This window comes from Streptomyces sp. NPDC042002 (assembly GCF_055588305.1).
This window is the reverse complement of sequence record NZ_JBVJCT010000006.1, coordinates 187,299-203,028: the sequence shown is the minus strand read 5'-3', so window position 1 is coordinate 203,028 and position 15,730 is coordinate 187,299. Positions and strand designations below refer to the sequence as shown.

Here is a 15,730-nt window from a genome sequence, read left to right as displayed (position 1 = left end):
TTCACCGTCCTTCGAAATCGATCCGCACGACGGCCACATCGTCGTTGCGCAGTTGCTTGCTGTCCCGGAGGCCGTTCAGCCAGTCCACGAACCCGCTCAGGTCGTCGGGCCCGGAGAACTCCAGCAACTGGCCGACCGCGGCGTCTTGGTCAGGGGCCGACAGGAACCACGCGGCCAGTGCGTCGGTCATCAGGAACAGCCGGTCGCCCGGCCGGCACCGGCCTTCGATGAACCGGGTACGGCAGGCCAGCAGTGCCACGTCGTGGTTCCGGCTGCCGAAGAGGTCAGGGACTGTGCCGAACTCGTCGGCGGCTCCCACCGGGAACGCCTTCACCAAACGGTCGTCGCGCAGATGGAACAGACAGCTGTCCCCCAGGGCGGCGGCTCGCCAGCGCCATGCCGGTTCGGACGCGTCAGAGGCGGCATTCGTATCAGGGCCGTGCTCCGGGTCGACGCGCACGGTGAGCAGGGTTGCGTAGGCACCTTCGGCGAGCTTGGTGTGCTCGTACCACTTCAGCGGACGCCCTTCCGCGATGCGCGACTGCGTGTACTGCACGAGCCAGGGATCCCACTGGGACACCGCCGACGCCGCGAACTCCTCGAAAGCGGTGCCGCCGTCCAGCAGGTCCGGCCGTTCCATGGCGTGTTGGGCCGCCACGCGGGACAGCAGCCGGGCCCAGTCCTTGGCCAGGGCACTCTCCGTCGCCCCGTCACAGACGCCGGCGGTGAGCGGTTCCCGCAGCATGTAGTCGTGGGAGCGGCTGGGCAGCACGACGACGGCGTCCTCGCATTCCGCCTCGGTGCTCCCGTACTTGGGAGCCACGAGGTGCGTGACATACACGCAGGAGGGTGGAGCCGTCACCGCAGCTCGGTGGCGCGGGTGCCGATGTCGAGGAACTGCACGACCGTGGTGATGTCGGCGTTGTAGACGAAGCCGCGGGTGGACTCGCTGACCCGTTGGCCCTGCGAGGCCGCGTACGAACGCATGTGACTGGGCAGCGGGCTCGACATGGAGAAGAGGGTGCGGGCGTAGCTGTCGGGGAGACCGTCGGCGGTGTCGGGGAAAGCGGTGGGTGTGCCGCCCGCTGCGGAGACGTGCAGATTGAACAGCAGCGCCGCGCCGTCGGCCGTGGCGTGCGAGGTGATGGCCTCGGCGGCCGCGGTGGGATCGCCGTCGGTCGACTCGCCGTCCGTCAGGTTGATGACGATCGGCGGGAAACTGGCCGGGTACCGCTCGGTCCAGCCGGCGACGAGACCCTCGGCGTACTGAAGGGCGCGGTTCATCGGGGTTCCGCCGTGCGCGACCGGGTCCATCCACAGCGGGAAGTTGACGACGGTCTCGACGAGACCGCCGGCGCCGTCGGACACCTTCTTGCTTCGCTCGTCGACGCGGGCCGGGTTGTCCGCCACCTCGCTCAGGGGAACGATGTCCCGGCCGCCGAGCGAACCCGCGAACGCCGATCCGACGGTGGCGCCGTAGCCGACGACCGCGACGTGGAAGTAGTCACGTACACCTTCCTCTTTGGCGCACTTGACCGAGAGCTCGGTGAGGAGCCGGTTGATGGCGTCGGCAACGACATCAGCCTTCTGCTGGGGAATCTCACCGCCGATGGGGTCGCTCATGGAGGTCGACTGATCGACGAGGAAGATGATGCTCGTGGGATTGCTGCGGCTGATCTCTGCCGTATACGGCACGTTGGGCTCCCGCCGGACTGTGAAGAAGTCGGTCGTCGGAGGAGCTCGTACGACGTGCCGATGTGTCAGTCGCCAGCACGCACGCCGACCACCGAGATCCCCCGGTCGTAGGGTAGTGCGAGGATGTCGACGTGGGGCGGACGTTCTGAAAGTGCCCGTGACAACTTGGACCGCGATTGCTCGATCTCATCGGGCACATGCCCTCGTGCCGCCAACTCGCCTTCCGCGCAGGAAGGATCGAGACCCGCCGATACGAAACCATCTCAGTGCCGTCTCCATCGCCATGATCCCGGCGCATAGTGCCCGCGCCTTGTGCCCTCGTCCGGAACGCGCAGAATTCTGTACAGCGGCTCACCCAGGTCCGCCCACCTCTCCAGCGCGGCCCGGTCCACCAGGCGGATCCCATAGCGTGGGCCGCTGGCTCGGGCGGCTGCCGTGAAGCCGCCGGTGGTGACGATCACCGCGAACTGGGCACCGTGATCGTGGCGGTACGTGCCGTTGACCCGCTGCACGTCCTGGTCCCCGACCCTTCGGTCCGGGCGCAGTCGCTTGCACTGCACGACGACCCTTCGTCGTGACCGGTCGACGACGAGTACGTCGGCTCCCTTGTCCCCCGCTCTGCCCACATGCTGCGCGGTCAGCCCGTCCCGGCGCAGCAAGGAGCAGACAGCCAGCTCGAAGGCCCGGGGGTCCAGTGAGTCGAGATGCGCGAGCGAATACCGCACGGACCCCGCGGAAAGCACCGAGCGGTCCATCCATCTCCGCACGGCCAGCCGTCCCGGCTTCAGGCCCAGTCCCACTGCCACGGCGGTCAGTGCGATGCCACCCGTTCGCACCGGCCACAGCTCGGCCGCATGCCACAGACCGCCGACCCCGGCCAGGGCGCCCGCGCCCCAGCCCCACCAGGGAACTGCCGCCCACCCCCCTTGGCTCCGCCTGCGCCGCATCAGGCGGCCGGGCCGAAGAGCGCCCACATGCCCCAGGCCAGCCCGAACAGCGTGAGCCCCGCCAGGTCGGTGATCGTGATCAGAGTGATGGTGTGGTCCTGGCAGCGCGCGAACAGCCCCTTGCGCCTGCGGCGACACGGCCGGTGGAAGGTCGTCGGCCCCCCGCACCGCGACACCAGCGCGATGCCGCCGATAACCAGTAACGCCATGCCGAGCAGCACCGGATCCCCCGTTCCCCACCCACGTCTTCATGGTCATGGGTATCGGGAAAGCCACTGTCCCGGCCAGTACGTCTTCAGCCGAAGCAGCCGAAACGGGGGCGCGCGGGAGCGTTGACGACGTCCGTTCCCCGTGGGTCCCCTGCGTGCGCCCCTGCCCGATGATTGCGGCTTTCCTCACGGCTTACCCACTGTCGTCGGCCGGAGCTAGGATTCAGCAGGTCCGCGACGTGGCGGAAACCGCAGGTAGGGCCACGGACGGACCGCGACCGGGGACAGGACTAAGAGGCGGAGACGCGCATGCGGCAAGGCGGCCGGTGGACCACGGTCACCGACTCCGAGTTCGATCATGAATTCCGCGGCCTGGAAGCCATCCGGGAGAAACTGCCGGACTCCGATCCCTGGCGGGCGTGGTCGAACTTCACCTTCACCGCCCACACCGGTCACGTCCGCGAGGTCGACCTCCTCGTCGTCGCCCCGGGCGGCGTCTACATGATCGAACTCAAGGACTGGCACGGCTCCGTGACCAGCGAGAACGGCACCTGGGTCCAGACCACCCCGGGCGGCCACCGCCGCCCCCACGGCAACCCCCTCCACCTCGTCAACAAGAAGGCGAAGGAACTGGCCGGCCTGCTCGGCCAGAACGGCAGGCGGGTGTGGGTCGGCGAGGCGGTCTGCTTCACCGACGACGGTCTGCGCGTACGCCTGCCCGCCCACGACCAGAACGGCGTCCACACCGTCGACGAGCTGGTCGCGATGCTGAAGCAGCCGCCGCGCGACGAGCGGCGCCGCATCACGGCCGTCGACTCCCGCGAGATCAAGACCGCGCTCGAACGGATCGGCATCCGCCGCAGTGACGCCGAGTACAAGGTCGGCCCGTACCAGCTCGACCGCAAGTCCTTCGACTCCGGCCCGACCTGGGCCGACTACAAGGCGAGCCACAGCGAGCTGCCCGAGGTGGCCCGGGTCCGCGTCTATCTGAGCGAGCGCGGGTCGGAGGCGTCGATCCGGCGGTCGGTGGAGAACGCGGCCCGTCGTGAGGCGGCCGTACTGCAGCGGTTCAAGCACCCCGGCGTCGTCCAGCTCAAGCAGTACTACCCCTCCGGGCACACCGCGGGCCCCGCCCTGATCTTCGACTACGACCCGCGCACGCTCCGGCTGGACGAGTACCTGCTCCAGTACGGCAAGAGCCTCGACATCCTCGGCCGGATGGCGCTGGTCCGCCAGCTCGCCGAGACGATGCGGTCCGCGCACTCCGCCCGCATCCACCACCGGGCGCTGGCCGCCCGCGCCGTTCACGTCATTCCCCGCAACCGGGGCCGCCGCGGGCAGACGGTCGGCGAGGACGCCGCCTGGCTCACCCCCCGCCTGGAGATCTCCGACTGGCAGATCGCCACCCAGCGCGCCTCCGGCACGGACGGCGACAGCGGTGCGGGCGTGACCCGCTTCGCGCCGACGGCCCTGTCGGCGATGCACCTGGCGGAGGCCTCCGACCCGTACTTCGCCCCGGAGCTGACCGCCCTCAAGGCCGACCCGGTCTACCTGGACGTGTACGGCCTCGGCGTCCTCACGTATCTCCTGGTCACCGGTAAGGCCCCGGCCGCGAGTCAGGCCGAGCTGCTGGCGCGCCTTGAGGCGGGCGAGGGACTGCGCCCCAGCTCGCTGGTCGACGACCTCTCCGAGGACATCGACTTCCTCGTCCAGGCGGCCACCGCCTACCGACCCGGACAGCGTCTGTCCTCGGTGGACGAGTTCCTGGACATGCTGGAGATCGTCGAGGAAACCCTGACCGCGCCGGTCTCGGCTCCCGACCTCGAACCGACCGAGGACCCCGAGAAGGATCCCTTGGACGCGGTGGCCGGCGATGTGCTCGCCAGGCGCTGGGAAGTCCGCCGCCGCCTCGGCACCGGGTCCACGAGCCGGGCCTTCCTCGTCCGCGACCTCGAGGCGGAAGCGCGCAGGACCCGGCCGCTGGCCGTGCTGAAGGTGGCACTCTCGGACTCCCGGAGCCAGATCCTGGTCCACGAGGCCGAGGTGATGAACCGGCTGCGCCCCGACTCCCGGGTGATCCGGCTCGTCGAGCCGGAGCCCGTACACATCGGGCCCCGCACCGCCCTTGCCCTGGAGTACGTGGGCGACGAACGCGAGGCCACCGACCAGGGCGACGAGGCCGCCGACTCCGGCACGGGCACGCGTACCCGCCGCCGCGAGGAGACGGTCGCGCGCCAGCTCCGTGAGCACGGCCGCCTGAAAATGGACCAGTTGGAGGCGTACGGCGACTACCTGTTCGGTGCCGTGGACTTCCTGGAGGGCGAGAGCGTCTGGCACCGGGACATCAAGCCGGACAACATCGCCATCCGTATCCGGCCCAACCGCACCCGCGAACTGGTCCTCATCGACTTCTCCCTCGCGGGCTACCCGGCAAAGGACTACGAAGCCGGTACCGAGGGCTACCTCGACCCCTTCATCGGCACCCTGACCCGGACCGCGTACGACTCGCACGCCGAGCGGTACGCGGTCGCCGTCACCCTGCACCAGATGGCCTCGCGCGAGCTGCCCCGGTGGGGCGACGGCTCGGTGCCGCCCCGGATGACGGACGCGAAGGAGTTCCCGTACCCGACCGTCCAGGCCGACGCCTTCGAGCCGGCCGTGCGGGACGGTCTCGTCGCGTTCTTCCGCAAGGCCCTGCACCGGGACGCGTCGAAGCGGTTCCCCGAGCTGAAGCCGATGCGGGACGCCTGGAAGCGCATCTTCCTGGACGCCTCGCAGGCGGTCCCGTCGAGCCACCGCACCCGCCACCCCGAGCCCGCTCCGCAGGAGCCGGTGGCGGGCGAGCGGGCGACGGCGATCGCGGACGCCGAGCCGGTCACCGCCGAGGAGCAGCGTGACCGCCTGGCGGCGGCGGTCACCCGGGACACCCACCTGTCCGGCGCCGGTCTCAGCCCGGCCGCGGAGGCCTTCCTCTACAGCCTCGACATCACCACCGTGGGCGGCCTCCTCGACTACAGCCGCAGCAAGCTCCTCAACGCGCCGGGCCTCGGCACCAAGACCCGGACCGAGGTGCAGCGCCGACAGCGCCAGTGGGGCAGGCTGCTGCGCGAGGCACCCCTCTCCCCGCTCACGCCCAAGGGCCGCGCGGAGGCCAAGGAGGAGCTCGCCCAGCTCACCGCCGCCGAGTCGGCGGTCGCCGGGGCCCTGGCCGTGGGCGAGGGAGCGGAAGGCCTGAGCGAGTCCGCGTTGCGCTCGTTGAGCCTCGATCTCCTCGCCACGCTCTTCGTCCCGGAGCTGAACAACAACCGCTCCAACAGCAACAAGGTCGAGATGGTCCGGCTGCTGCTGCGCCTGCCGGACGAGCGCGGCGAACTGCCCGGCATCGGCGTCTGGCCCAAGCAGAAGGACGTGGCCGATGCGCTCGGCCTGTCCGCCGGACGTATCCCGCAGATGCTGAAGGAGGAGCGCAAGCGCTGGAAGAAGCACCCGGCGGTCCAGGCGCTGCGGGACGAGATCGTCGGCCTGCTGGTGGGCCTCGGCCGGGTCGCCCCCGCCGTGGAGATCGCCGACGCCCTCGCCGTACGGCGCGGAACCCAGCTCCTCGGCCGCGAACAGCGGCGCGCACTGGCTCTGGCGGCGGTACGGGCCGTCGTGGAGGTGGAACAACTCCAGCCGGAGGAGGCCGAGTTCCAGCACCAGGCCAACCGCAGGGCGACGGAGGAGGCACTGGCCGCGGGTCTGCTCGCGCTGGACGTGCGTGAGGTCGACGCCCCGGACACCCCGACGGCTCCGGGGCTCCTCGACTACGCGACCCGCCTGGGCAGGACCGCCGACCGGCTGACCCGTCTGGACACGCTGCCGACCGCCACGACGGTGCTGAGCGAACTGGGCGCGCTGACCCCGCCGCCCGGGGTGGTGGACTGGGACGAGCGGCGGCTGGTCGAACTGGCCGCTGCCGCGTCGGTCAACGCGGCGGCCACACCCCGCCTGGAGATCTACCCGCGCGACCTGCCCCTCGTACGGGCCCTGCGCCTGACCCAGGCCGGTCTGGTACGGCTGACCCCGGGCATGCCGGAGGCCCGGCAGCCGGGCCTGACGGGCGAGGACGTCCACGAGCGGGTACGGGCCCGTTTCCCCGAGCTGGTCGTCAAGGACGGCCGCGGCACGAGCACGCACGAACTGCCGACCGGCGGCCCTCTGACCAAGGCACTGCGCGAGGCGGGCTTCGACCTGACCCTGTCGACACGCGAGGGCGAGAGCACCCTGCGGTATCTGCCGACGCGGATGGACAGCGCGTCCACCTATCTGACGGGCGGGAACTGGCGTCAGTCGACGCAGGCCGGCGCGGTGACGCGCTACTCCGACGACCCGCTGGTGGCGGGCGGGATCCGCGCGGACGAACGCCTGCTGGCCTCGGCCCGGCGGGACGGCTACCGGGTCCTGACCGTGCACCTCGACCGTACGGTCCAGGCGGTACGCAGACTGGCGGGCCACCGCATAGGAGCCCAGCCGGTCTCCGTGACCGAACTCTTCCTGGAATCCATGCACGCCCTGGTCCCCCCGGGCACGAAGCCGACCTGGGACACGCTGCTGAAGGCGGACGTGGCCGAGCCGGGTTCGCGGGGCGCGCTGAAGTTCACGGAGTACGCGCGGACCGCGTGGGGCACGGTGGAGCCGCGCATACGGGAACTGCTCGCCCCCGGGGCGGGTTCGGGCCCGGTCCTGCTGACCGAGGTGGCCGTGTTCGCCCGGTACGACGGGATGGGCGTCCTGGACCGGCTCGCGGAGGCGGCCCGCCAGGGCGGGCGCGGACTGTGGCTGCTGGTGCCGCAGGCGGACCCGGCGCGTGAGCCGAAGCTGGGACACACGGCGGTGGCCTACCAGTCCGGCCTGGGCGAATGGATCGACCTGCCGGACTCGTGGGTGAAGAAGGACTACCTGTCCGGGGTGACGGACGTGAGTGTCATGAGCGTGAACGGTACCGAGGGAGACATCGAGTGATCGACCGCAAAGCCCTGTTGGAAGACCTGAAGCAGCAGGTCAAGGCGGTCGAGACCGATCTCGGCAAGCAGGTCAAGGTGGTACCGGAGGGCGAGAAGCTGCGCGCCGAGTACGACCGCGCGCGCAAGCTCGGCCGTACGGCGGCCACCTGGAACTCCTGGCTGGACGAGCGGGTCACCCAGGTCGCGGTGGCGTGGGTGCTCGGCACGGTCTTCGTCCGCTTCTGCGAGGACAACGAACTCATCCCGGAGCCCTACCTGACGGCACCGGAGAGCGACCGTCGCGACCTGGCGCTGGCCCGCTTCGAGGAATACGTCGCCAGGTCGGACGACCCGACATACCGAGGCTGGCTTGAGCAGGCCTTCGACGAACTGGGCGCGGGACAGGCGGGGCGGCTGCTGTTCGACCGCCGCCACAACCCGCTGTTCCAGATCCCGCTGTCGCACGACGGCGCACGGGAGTTGGTGGACTTCTGGCGCGGGCGGAACGACGCCGGTGTCCTCGTCCACGACTTCACGGACGCGCTGGAGGAGGACGGGGACGGTACGCGGGGCTGGGACACGCGGTTCCTGGGTGACCTGTACCAGGACCTGAGCGAGGCGGCGCGCAAGACGTACGCGCTGCTTCAGACCCCGGAGTTCGTGGAGGAGTTCATCCTCGACCGGACCATGGACCCGGCGGTACGGGAGTTCGGCTACGAGGGCCTGAAGATGATCGACCCCACGTGCGGGTCGGGGCACTTCGTTCTGGGTGCGTTCCGGCGGCTGGTGCGGCTGTGGGCTGACGGCCGTCCGGGGAAGGACGTGCACGAGCGGGTGCGGGAGTCGCTGGACTCGGTGCACGGCGTGGACCTGAACCCGTTCGCGGTGGCCATCGCCCGGTTCCGGTTGTTGGTGGCGGCAATGGCGGCGAGTGGGGTCCACACGCTCGCGGAGGCGGCGAAGTACGAGTGGCCGATCCATCTGGCGGTGGGCGACTCCCTCATCAAGCACCGGCACAAGCAGGGGAACCTGTTTGACGACTTGGAGGAGGAGGGGGCTGATGAGCTGGCCGACTTCAAGTACGAGACTGAGGATGTGCATGAGCACCCGGAGATTTTGCGGCCGGGGCGGTATCACGTGGTGGTGGGGAATCCGCCTTATATCACGGTGAAGGATAAGAAGCTTAACGAGCTTTACCGGGGATTGTACGACGCTTGCGCGGGGAAGTATGCCCTGTCGGTGCCGTTTGCTCAGCGATTTTTCGAGCTGGCTACAGTGGGAGATAGTGCGAGCGGGGCCGGGTACGGAATGGTCGGCCAGATTACAGCAAACTCGTTCATGAAGCGAGAATTCGGTACACGGCTGATCGAGGCGTACTTCGGTCACGAGGCGGAGCTGACTGAAGTCATCGACACCTCGGGCGCCTATATCCCCGAGCACGGGACACCTACCGTTATCCTCACGGGCAGGCGACGAAGCGGCAGCCATCGATCTGAAACAGTGCGCACCGTTCGGAGCGTCCAAGGGGAACCTAGCGTGCCCGAAAGGGCCGAAGAAGGGCTGGTCTGGCGTGCAATTGTCGCCCAGATCGACGCTCCAGGGTCAGTGAGCCAGTGGGTTTCCGTTGACGATTTGGCACGAGAACACTATTTTGGCAAGCAGCCGTGGGTTCTGGCCGACGGCGGACTCGAAATGGTCGAGCAGCTCGGGTCTTCCCATCAGTCGACACTCTCGACGATCACCAGCAGACTGGGAGTCTTCGGCATGACGAATGCCGATGACATCATGCTTACAACACGGCCAGCTTGGGTCCGCCGCGGCGCTGAACTCGAATTGGGCAAAGAGCTAGTTCTCGGGGAAGAACTACGCGACTGGACGCACACGGATGGTACGTACAGCTTCTATCCGTACACGGCAGAACTCAAATTGCGCCAGCTCCCTGAAGCGTCCGGCGCACACAGGTGGCTCTGGCCCGGTCGTACGATAATGGGAAATCGCGCCACCTTCTCGAAAGGCACCTATTTCTCAGACGGCCGCAGATGGCATGAGTGGCATCAGATCACACCCAGCCGCGGAGCTCACGATTGGACGATTACATTCGCTTTCGTGGCCACGCATAACCATTTCATTCTGGACAGAAGCGGGAAAGCCTTCAAGCAGTCGGCCCCGATTATCAAGCTGCGGCATGAGGCAACCGAGACCGAACACCTACAGCTGCTGGGCGTACTCAACAGCTCCACGGCCTGTTTCTGGCTCAAGCAAGTCAGTCAGGGGAAAGGGGGGAGCGGCCTCGGACGTGGCATTCAGAGCGAAGCGTGGGAGGAGCGCTACGAGTTCACCGGCACAAGTCTTGGCGATTTCCCTCTCCCCGTTGCCCACCCTACGGTGCACGCTATTGCGCTGGACACCCTCGCCCGAGAACTAACCGCTTCTGACCCCTACACCGAATCGACCGACACCCCTCCCACTTCCGCATCACTTCGCCAAGCTTCTGCCACTTGGCACTCCACCCGCTCCCGCATGATCGCCCTCCAGGAAGAGTTGGACTGGCAGGTCTACTCGCTCTACAACCTGCACCCCGAAGATCTACGCGTCTCCGACGATCCTGACTCCCTTGACATCCCGGAACTGGCCCTCGGTGAGCGGGCTTTCGAAATCTTGCTTGCTCGCCGGGTCGCCGCAGGTGAGGCCAGTGACGAGTGGTTCAAGCGGCACGGGTCCACGCCCATCACCGAGATTCCCTCCCACTGGCCCGCTGCCTACCGCGAAGTTGTCCAGGAGCGCATCGACGCCATCGAGTCGTCCCGAGCCATCGGCATGATCGAGCGGCCCGAGTACAAGCGGCGATGGGCTACCGAAGGATGGGATGCACTCCAGGAGAAGGCTCTGCGGGGCTGGTTGCTCGACCGCATCGAGCGCCGTGCGCACTGGTTCGATGAGAACGGGATGCCTGCCCTCATCACGCTCTCCCGTCTCACCGACAACCTCTCCCGTGACGAGGACATCGTCTCCGTCGCCAAGATCTACGCACCCCACAAGGAACTGCCCGCCGTCGTCTCCGAGTTGATGACCGACGAGCACGTGCCCTTCCTCTCCGCCCTGCGCTACAAGCCCGCCGCCCTCAAGAAGCGCGCGGACTGGGAGCACGTCTGGGATCTCCAGCGGGAGGAGGACGCGGCCCCGGACGAGCCGGCCAAGCGGAAGATCCGGGACAGCATCCCCGTGCCGCCGAAGTACACCTCGGCCGACTTCCTTCGCCCCTCCTACTGGCGGGCACGCGGCAAGCTGGACGTGCCGAAGGAGCGGTTCATCTCGTACGCGCGGGCCAACGTGGCCACCCCCGACCTGTACGGCTGGGCCGGCTGGGACCACCGTGAGCAGGCGATCGCGCTCGACACGTACATCGCCACCCACGAAGGCTTGATCGCTGAAGAGGTCACCCCGCTGCTCGCCGGGCTGCTGGAACTCCAGCCGTGGCTGAACCAGTGGCACAACGAGTCCGATCCGCTCTTCGCCCCGACCCCCGCCAAGTTCTTCGAGGGCGACCGCCAGATGGAACAGGGCAAGCACGGCCTCACCGACGACGACCTGCGCGCCTGGCGCCCGGCCGCCGCGACCAGAGGACGCCGTACCACCAAGAAGTAAGACGCCAAAGGGGTGTTCCGTGATCACAGATCGCGGAATACCCCTCAGTCGTTGGAGCTCAGGACTGCATTCCCGCAGCCACGACCAACTCCCGGACTCCCACAACCTGGGCATGGCGGGAGCGCAGGTCTTCGACGATCTTCCGGATTGCGGGCCGGTCGCGTACCTCGCCGGGAGAGACCCGCGCGGCGGAGAGCAGTTCCGCGGCGGTCTGCTCGGGCTTGCCCCACTGCCACCAGGACCGAGCGAGGTCGGTGTGCATTCGCCCCTTGCGCTCGGCAGTCTTGAACTGACCCGCGTGCAACCCACGGCCGGCCTCCAGAGCTGCCCCCGCATCACCAAGCGCCCAGTGGACTCCGACGGCGTACAGGTCGACAGCGGCCGGGGTGATGGGGAACAGGCGTCCCTCAGGCGCTTCCTCCGGGAGATCGCGGGCGGCTCGCTTCGCCTCACGGATCATGGCGAGGGCCTGATCCCGGTCTCCCCTGCGTGCCGAGGTGTAGGAGGTCGTGCACAACATCTGGCTGTACGCGGATGCTTGAGCACCGTTCTTCAGACCGGTGGCTTCGACCCGTGAGAGCGCGTCCTGAATGTGACGCTGAGCTGCCGCAGGCTGTTCCTGGTGGCGCAGCACGATACTCAGCTCCCGGGCTGCCGCAGCCGCAACGAGGGGGGAGCCGGACAGGTCCGCGAACACAGTGGCCCGATCCGCGGTCAGCCGAGATTGGTCGTACCGTCCGATCTTGGTCAATACCTGCGCGGCCAGGCTGTAGGCCGCCGACAGACGGGCGAACGAGATCTCCTCGCGCCCCCGTGCGGCATGGTGGGCGTCCGCGAGCAGGCCGGGCAGCACCTTCAGCAACTGAGCGTTCTGGCCGGCGTCGAAGTAGCCCCGGGCGGCGATCAGACGGGAGTCGAACGAAGCCGGGGACCCGGTCGGTTCGGGCATGCTCGCGAGCGCGTCGTCCAAGCCCATCAGCAGCGAAGCCGGAGCGGCCAGGCCGGCGGCAGCAAGCAGCGTACGGCGGCGCATCGGGTCCTCCTCGGCACAGCGTGGCCGTTCCGGCGCAACTCTAGTGGCCTGCTCGCCGGTTAGCCCGAGCGACGCAGCCAAGACGTTCGTCGGCACGCCCACCTCCTTGGCAGCGTGCCTGATCAGGTCCAGGTCGGCGTGCCTGCCGTGCTGCTCCAAACGGGAGACCGTGGAGGCGGAACAACCGATGCGTTCCCCGAGATCCGCCTGTCGCCATCCGCGTCGCTGCCGGCCCATCCTGATGAGGCCACCTGGATCGAAGCTCGCTACCAAGGCACGTACCGTGCCTGACTTCCAGAGCTGATCGGCACTCATCTGGCCTCCCACCCGCCAGCGACCGGCAGGACTGCCTACCCACGGTATGGGGTTTCCAGCGGTGCGCATATGGCGTGTGCAGGATATGCAAACGGCTTGCACTGCTCGATAACCGAACGTCAGGAGAGTTCGTGGAGCTGTTCTCTGGGCCCGAGAGCCCCGCAGTGGAGCAGGGCTGAGAAATCCTGGAGGACAGCATGGCGACAGCAGTCGACACCAAGGTCCGTGACCCACGTGACTTCGTGACGCCTGAGGTCTGGGAACGCGAGATCCACCTCCTCATGCGTGACTACCCCTTCGACGAGGTGATGGCGACCCGGCTGTTCAGTGCAGCCGTCTCCTACCTGATCACGGCCATCGAAAAATGGGGCCAGGGCCTGGAGATGTGCTGCGGCCGTACCGTCGACATCGCGGTCCACGTCTTCATCCTGGACACCAAGAACTACAGGGACTTCTGCCATCAGCACTTCGACGGGAAGTTCCTGGAGCACATCCCCGAGATCGAGTTCAAGTACGACGGCTCGGTGGAGCGCACCGCGCAGATCATCGCGGGCAACGGCTTCGAGGTCGACTGGAAGTTGTGGGAGGCCGACTACGCCAAGTGCGGCCCGTGCCGACCGGGCGAGAACTGCCACTGACACGCCGGGAAACGATCAGGCCCAGGGACGCCGCGAGCGTCCCCGGGTACTCATCCGCGCAGGCTACGACGACGCTGTGTCGATCCCATCCGGACGCAGGGCTTCACGGGTACGGTGTCCAGCTCCACTGGTCTCACCGTTCTCCGGAGGAGCTACGTGTCCCACTTGCCCCACACTCCGGCCGAATACTGGGACACCTACATGCCGCACCGCGGAGAAGGCGACCAGCCCGCCCCCGTCGTGGACCGCTTCGAATGGACCCAGTACCCCGACCACGGCCCGGGTGCCGAACTGCTCGGTGAGCCGCGCCGCGCCCTGGACCTCGGCCCCGCGGAGGGCAAGGAAGCCGTGTACCTTGCCCTCCAAGGCGTACAAGTGACCGGCGTCGACCTATCCCCCGTCCAGGTGGAGCGTGCCCGAAGATGGTGGAACGGCGTTCCGGGGCTCGACTTCGTCCACGCGGACGCGTGCGACTACCTCGCTTCGGGCGCCGAGTTGTTCGACGCCGTCTACTCGGTGTGGGGCGCAGTGTGGTTCACCGACCCCGAGCAGGTGTTTCCGCTGGTGGCCAAGCGACTGGCGCCGGGCGGCGTCCTCGCGTTCAGCCAGGCCGAACCCGTCCCCGGGGCCTACGGCCCGCAACCGATGCGGGGTAAGTGGCTTGAAGGCCGCGAACGCGAACTCACCGTTCTTCGTTGGCAGTACACCCCCGAGGTCTGGACCGACCTGCTCAAGCGGCACGGCTTCACCGACATCCAGGCTTCGGTACTCGAAGCGCCCGAGGCAGGCAAACTTGGCACGCTCCTGGTCCGGGCCCGTATCGCCGAGTAGTGCAACAGCCGCAATCGTCTCCGGGCGCCCTTGGTCTGTGAAACGGCCCCGCGACCCGAACCGATCGCGACGCCGTTGCCGTGCCAGTTCAGTCGCCCAACTGCCCGCCCCTGATTGCGGAGACGAAGGAGGCCCAACCGCCAGCCGGGAACACAAGCGCCGGGCCGTGCAGAACCTTGCTGTCCCTTACCGGGACGACAGTTGCGAAGTCGTCAGAGACCTCGAGGCACGCCCCACCGTCCTGGTTGCTGTAGCTGCTCTTGCGCCAGGAAGCGGCAGTCAGGTCGATGGATCGCACGTTGCTTCCTCCAACATCCGCAGGATGAACTTGCGCGACTCAGCCGGGGTGAGTGCCAGGTCACGCACCGCATCGTACGTCTTCTGCAAACTCACAACCGGGCCTGATTCCTCAATGAGTTCACCCCGGTATCCGTTCTCGGTATACGCGACGGTCCTGCCCTCCGGAAGGAGGAGGTACCACATGTCGGCGCTCATAAGACCGTGCAGCCCTGCGCTCTGTAGCAGCACATGGACCGTCACATTCGGACGCTCCGCAGCTTCCCTCAGGTGCTCCAACTGCCCCCGCCACTCCCCCACATCCCGCAACGGCGTCCGCAGCACCGCCTCCGACAGAATCGTCCGGAACGGTGGCGCATCCTCCCCCTCCAACAACTCCCGCCGTCCCACCCGAGCCTCGACCTGCTGCTCAAGTTCCTTCCCCTTGAGCCCGCCCGCCGCCAACACCTCCCGTGCGTACCCCGGCGTCTGCAACAACCCCGGCAACACGCTCACCGCGAAGTGCCAAAGGCTCACCGCCTCCGCCTCCAGCGCCATGTACCGCCGGTACCGCTCGCGGAACTGCGTATGGTCCCCGGCGGCCAGTTCCCACAACGCCAGCAGCAGTCCCGGCGTCCCGTAGTGCTGGTCCAGCGCCTGGACGACCTCCGGGCTGCCGAGTGTCTCGCCCTTCTCCATCTTGCCGAACAACGACCAGTCCCAGCCCAGCCGTTCGCCGAGCGCCCGCAGACTCGTCCCGCTCCCGGCCCGTAACGTCCGCAACTCCTCGGCGAAGCGCTGGCGTGGCTCCTGGCTACGGCCGGTGATGACGCGACGCTGCGGCATACCGCTCCCTCCGGGACGTTCGCATGACCGATGTGCAACGTGCGTGGAACCACCACCGCGCGACGGGTACGCACGACCCCGCCCACAGCCCAGCCGCCCACACCCAGGCAAGGCTCACTCTCGTAACGATCGGACTACACAGCGTAATTCACCCAGTGCAGCCGGGGCGTGGAATCAGCGGAACCGAACCCCAAGGCCCTGACCGCCGAAGGCGACCTCACCGAACGACAACCTGCATGCACCGGGCGGATTCGGGCCTAACCGCAGGGGGTTGAACTGTAGGCTCCGGCAGTGAACGCCGACGACGCCTGGC

At 68.1% G+C, this 15,730-nt stretch carries 11 protein-coding genes; 4 read left to right on the top strand and 7 right to left on the bottom strand.

Annotated features, from left to right (window positions below):
* Position 1: 1 nt before the first annotated feature.
* The 4 genes from ACZ6KY_RS12475 to ACZ6KY_RS12460 all read right to left on the bottom strand — a co-directional run bounded on the left by ACZ6KY_RS12475 (position 2) and on the right by ACZ6KY_RS12460 (position 2,851).
* Positions 2-841, bottom strand: coding sequence for a hypothetical protein (locus ACZ6KY_RS12475; RefSeq protein WP_469310277.1), 840 nt, complete (start codon positions 839-841; stop codon positions 2-4).
* Positions 842-858: 17 nt separating this feature from the next.
* Complete coding sequence (locus ACZ6KY_RS12470) at positions 859-1,695, bottom strand: vWA domain-containing protein (RefSeq protein ID WP_392181316.1); 837 nt, start codon at positions 1,693-1,695, stop codon at positions 859-861.
* 263 nt (positions 1,696-1,958) lie between these two features.
* Positions 1,959-2,501, bottom strand: coding sequence for a restriction endonuclease (locus tag ACZ6KY_RS12465; protein ID WP_469310276.1), 543 nt, complete (start codon positions 2,499-2,501; stop codon positions 1,959-1,961).
* A gap of 140 nt (positions 2,502-2,641) precedes the next feature.
* Positions 2,642-2,851 (bottom strand): hypothetical protein, encoded by a 210-nt coding sequence (locus ACZ6KY_RS12460; protein ID WP_469310275.1) that lies wholly within the window; start codon positions 2,849-2,851, stop codon positions 2,642-2,644.
* 309 nt (positions 2,852-3,160) lie between these two features.
* Between ACZ6KY_RS12460 and pglW the strand changes: the two genes are divergently transcribed.
* Both pglW and pglX read left to right on the top strand, forming a co-directional pair.
* On the top strand, positions 3,161-7,852 hold the full coding sequence (gene pglW / locus ACZ6KY_RS12455) for a BREX system serine/threonine kinase PglW (RefSeq protein WP_469310274.1): 4,692 nt from the start codon (positions 3,161-3,163) through the stop codon (positions 7,850-7,852).
* The gene (gene pglX, locus ACZ6KY_RS12450; protein WP_469310273.1) at positions 7,849-11,478 is read left to right on the top strand and encodes a BREX-2 system adenine-specific DNA-methyltransferase PglX; all 3,630 of its coding nucleotides are present in this window, start codon (positions 7,849-7,851) and stop codon (positions 11,476-11,478) included. Before pglW ends, pglX begins: the two co-directional genes overlap by 4 nt.
* A gap of 58 nt (positions 11,479-11,536) precedes the next feature.
* Here the strand turns inward: pglX and ACZ6KY_RS12445 are convergent, their stop codons facing one another.
* Positions 11,537-12,826, bottom strand: a complete 1,290-nt coding sequence (locus ACZ6KY_RS12445) for a helix-turn-helix domain-containing protein (protein WP_469310272.1) — start codon at positions 12,824-12,826, stop codon at positions 11,537-11,539.
* A gap of 197 nt (positions 12,827-13,023) precedes the next feature.
* On the opposite strand from ACZ6KY_RS12445, the gene ACZ6KY_RS12440 reads away from it, so the two are divergent.
* On the top strand, positions 13,024-13,464 hold the full coding sequence (locus ACZ6KY_RS12440) for a glycine-rich domain-containing protein (RefSeq protein WP_469310271.1): 441 nt from the start codon (positions 13,024-13,026) through the stop codon (positions 13,462-13,464).
* A gap of 156 nt (positions 13,465-13,620) precedes the next feature.
* Positions 13,621-14,295, top strand: coding sequence for a class I SAM-dependent methyltransferase (locus ACZ6KY_RS12435; RefSeq protein ID WP_469310270.1), 675 nt, complete (start codon positions 13,621-13,623; stop codon positions 14,293-14,295).
* An 88-nt stretch (positions 14,296-14,383) separates the two neighbouring features.
* Here ACZ6KY_RS12435 and ACZ6KY_RS12430 read toward each other — a convergent pair whose 3' ends face one another.
* Positions 14,384-14,593, bottom strand: coding sequence for a DUF397 domain-containing protein (locus ACZ6KY_RS12430; protein WP_469310269.1), 210 nt, complete (start codon positions 14,591-14,593; stop codon positions 14,384-14,386).
* Positions 14,575-15,417, bottom strand: a complete 843-nt coding sequence (locus ACZ6KY_RS12425) for a helix-turn-helix domain-containing protein (protein ID WP_469310268.1) — start codon at positions 15,415-15,417, stop codon at positions 14,575-14,577. The genes ACZ6KY_RS12430 and ACZ6KY_RS12425 overlap by 19 nt, the downstream gene beginning before the upstream one ends.
* Positions 15,418-15,730: the final 313 nt, after the last annotated feature.

Excerpts from the sequence above, each read along its gene's own strand:
- pglW (WP_469310274.1), top strand. The coding sequence starts at position 3,161 with ATGCGGCAAGGCGGCCGGTGGACCACGGTCACCGACTCCGAGTTCGAT.
- ACZ6KY_RS12440 (WP_469310271.1), top strand. The coding sequence starts at position 13,024 with ATGGCGACAGCAGTCGACACCAAGGTCCGTGACCCACGTGACTTCGTG.
- ACZ6KY_RS12460 (WP_469310275.1), bottom strand. The coding sequence starts at position 2,851 with ATGGCGTTACTGGTTATCGGCGGCATCGCGCTGGTGTCGCGGTGCGGG.
- ACZ6KY_RS12425 (WP_469310268.1), bottom strand. The coding sequence starts at position 15,417 with ATGCCGCAGCGTCGCGTCATCACCGGCCGTAGCCAGGAGCCACGCCAG.
- ACZ6KY_RS12445 (WP_469310272.1), bottom strand. The coding sequence starts at position 12,826 with ATGAGTGCCGATCAGCTCTGGAAGTCAGGCACGGTACGTGCCTTGGTA.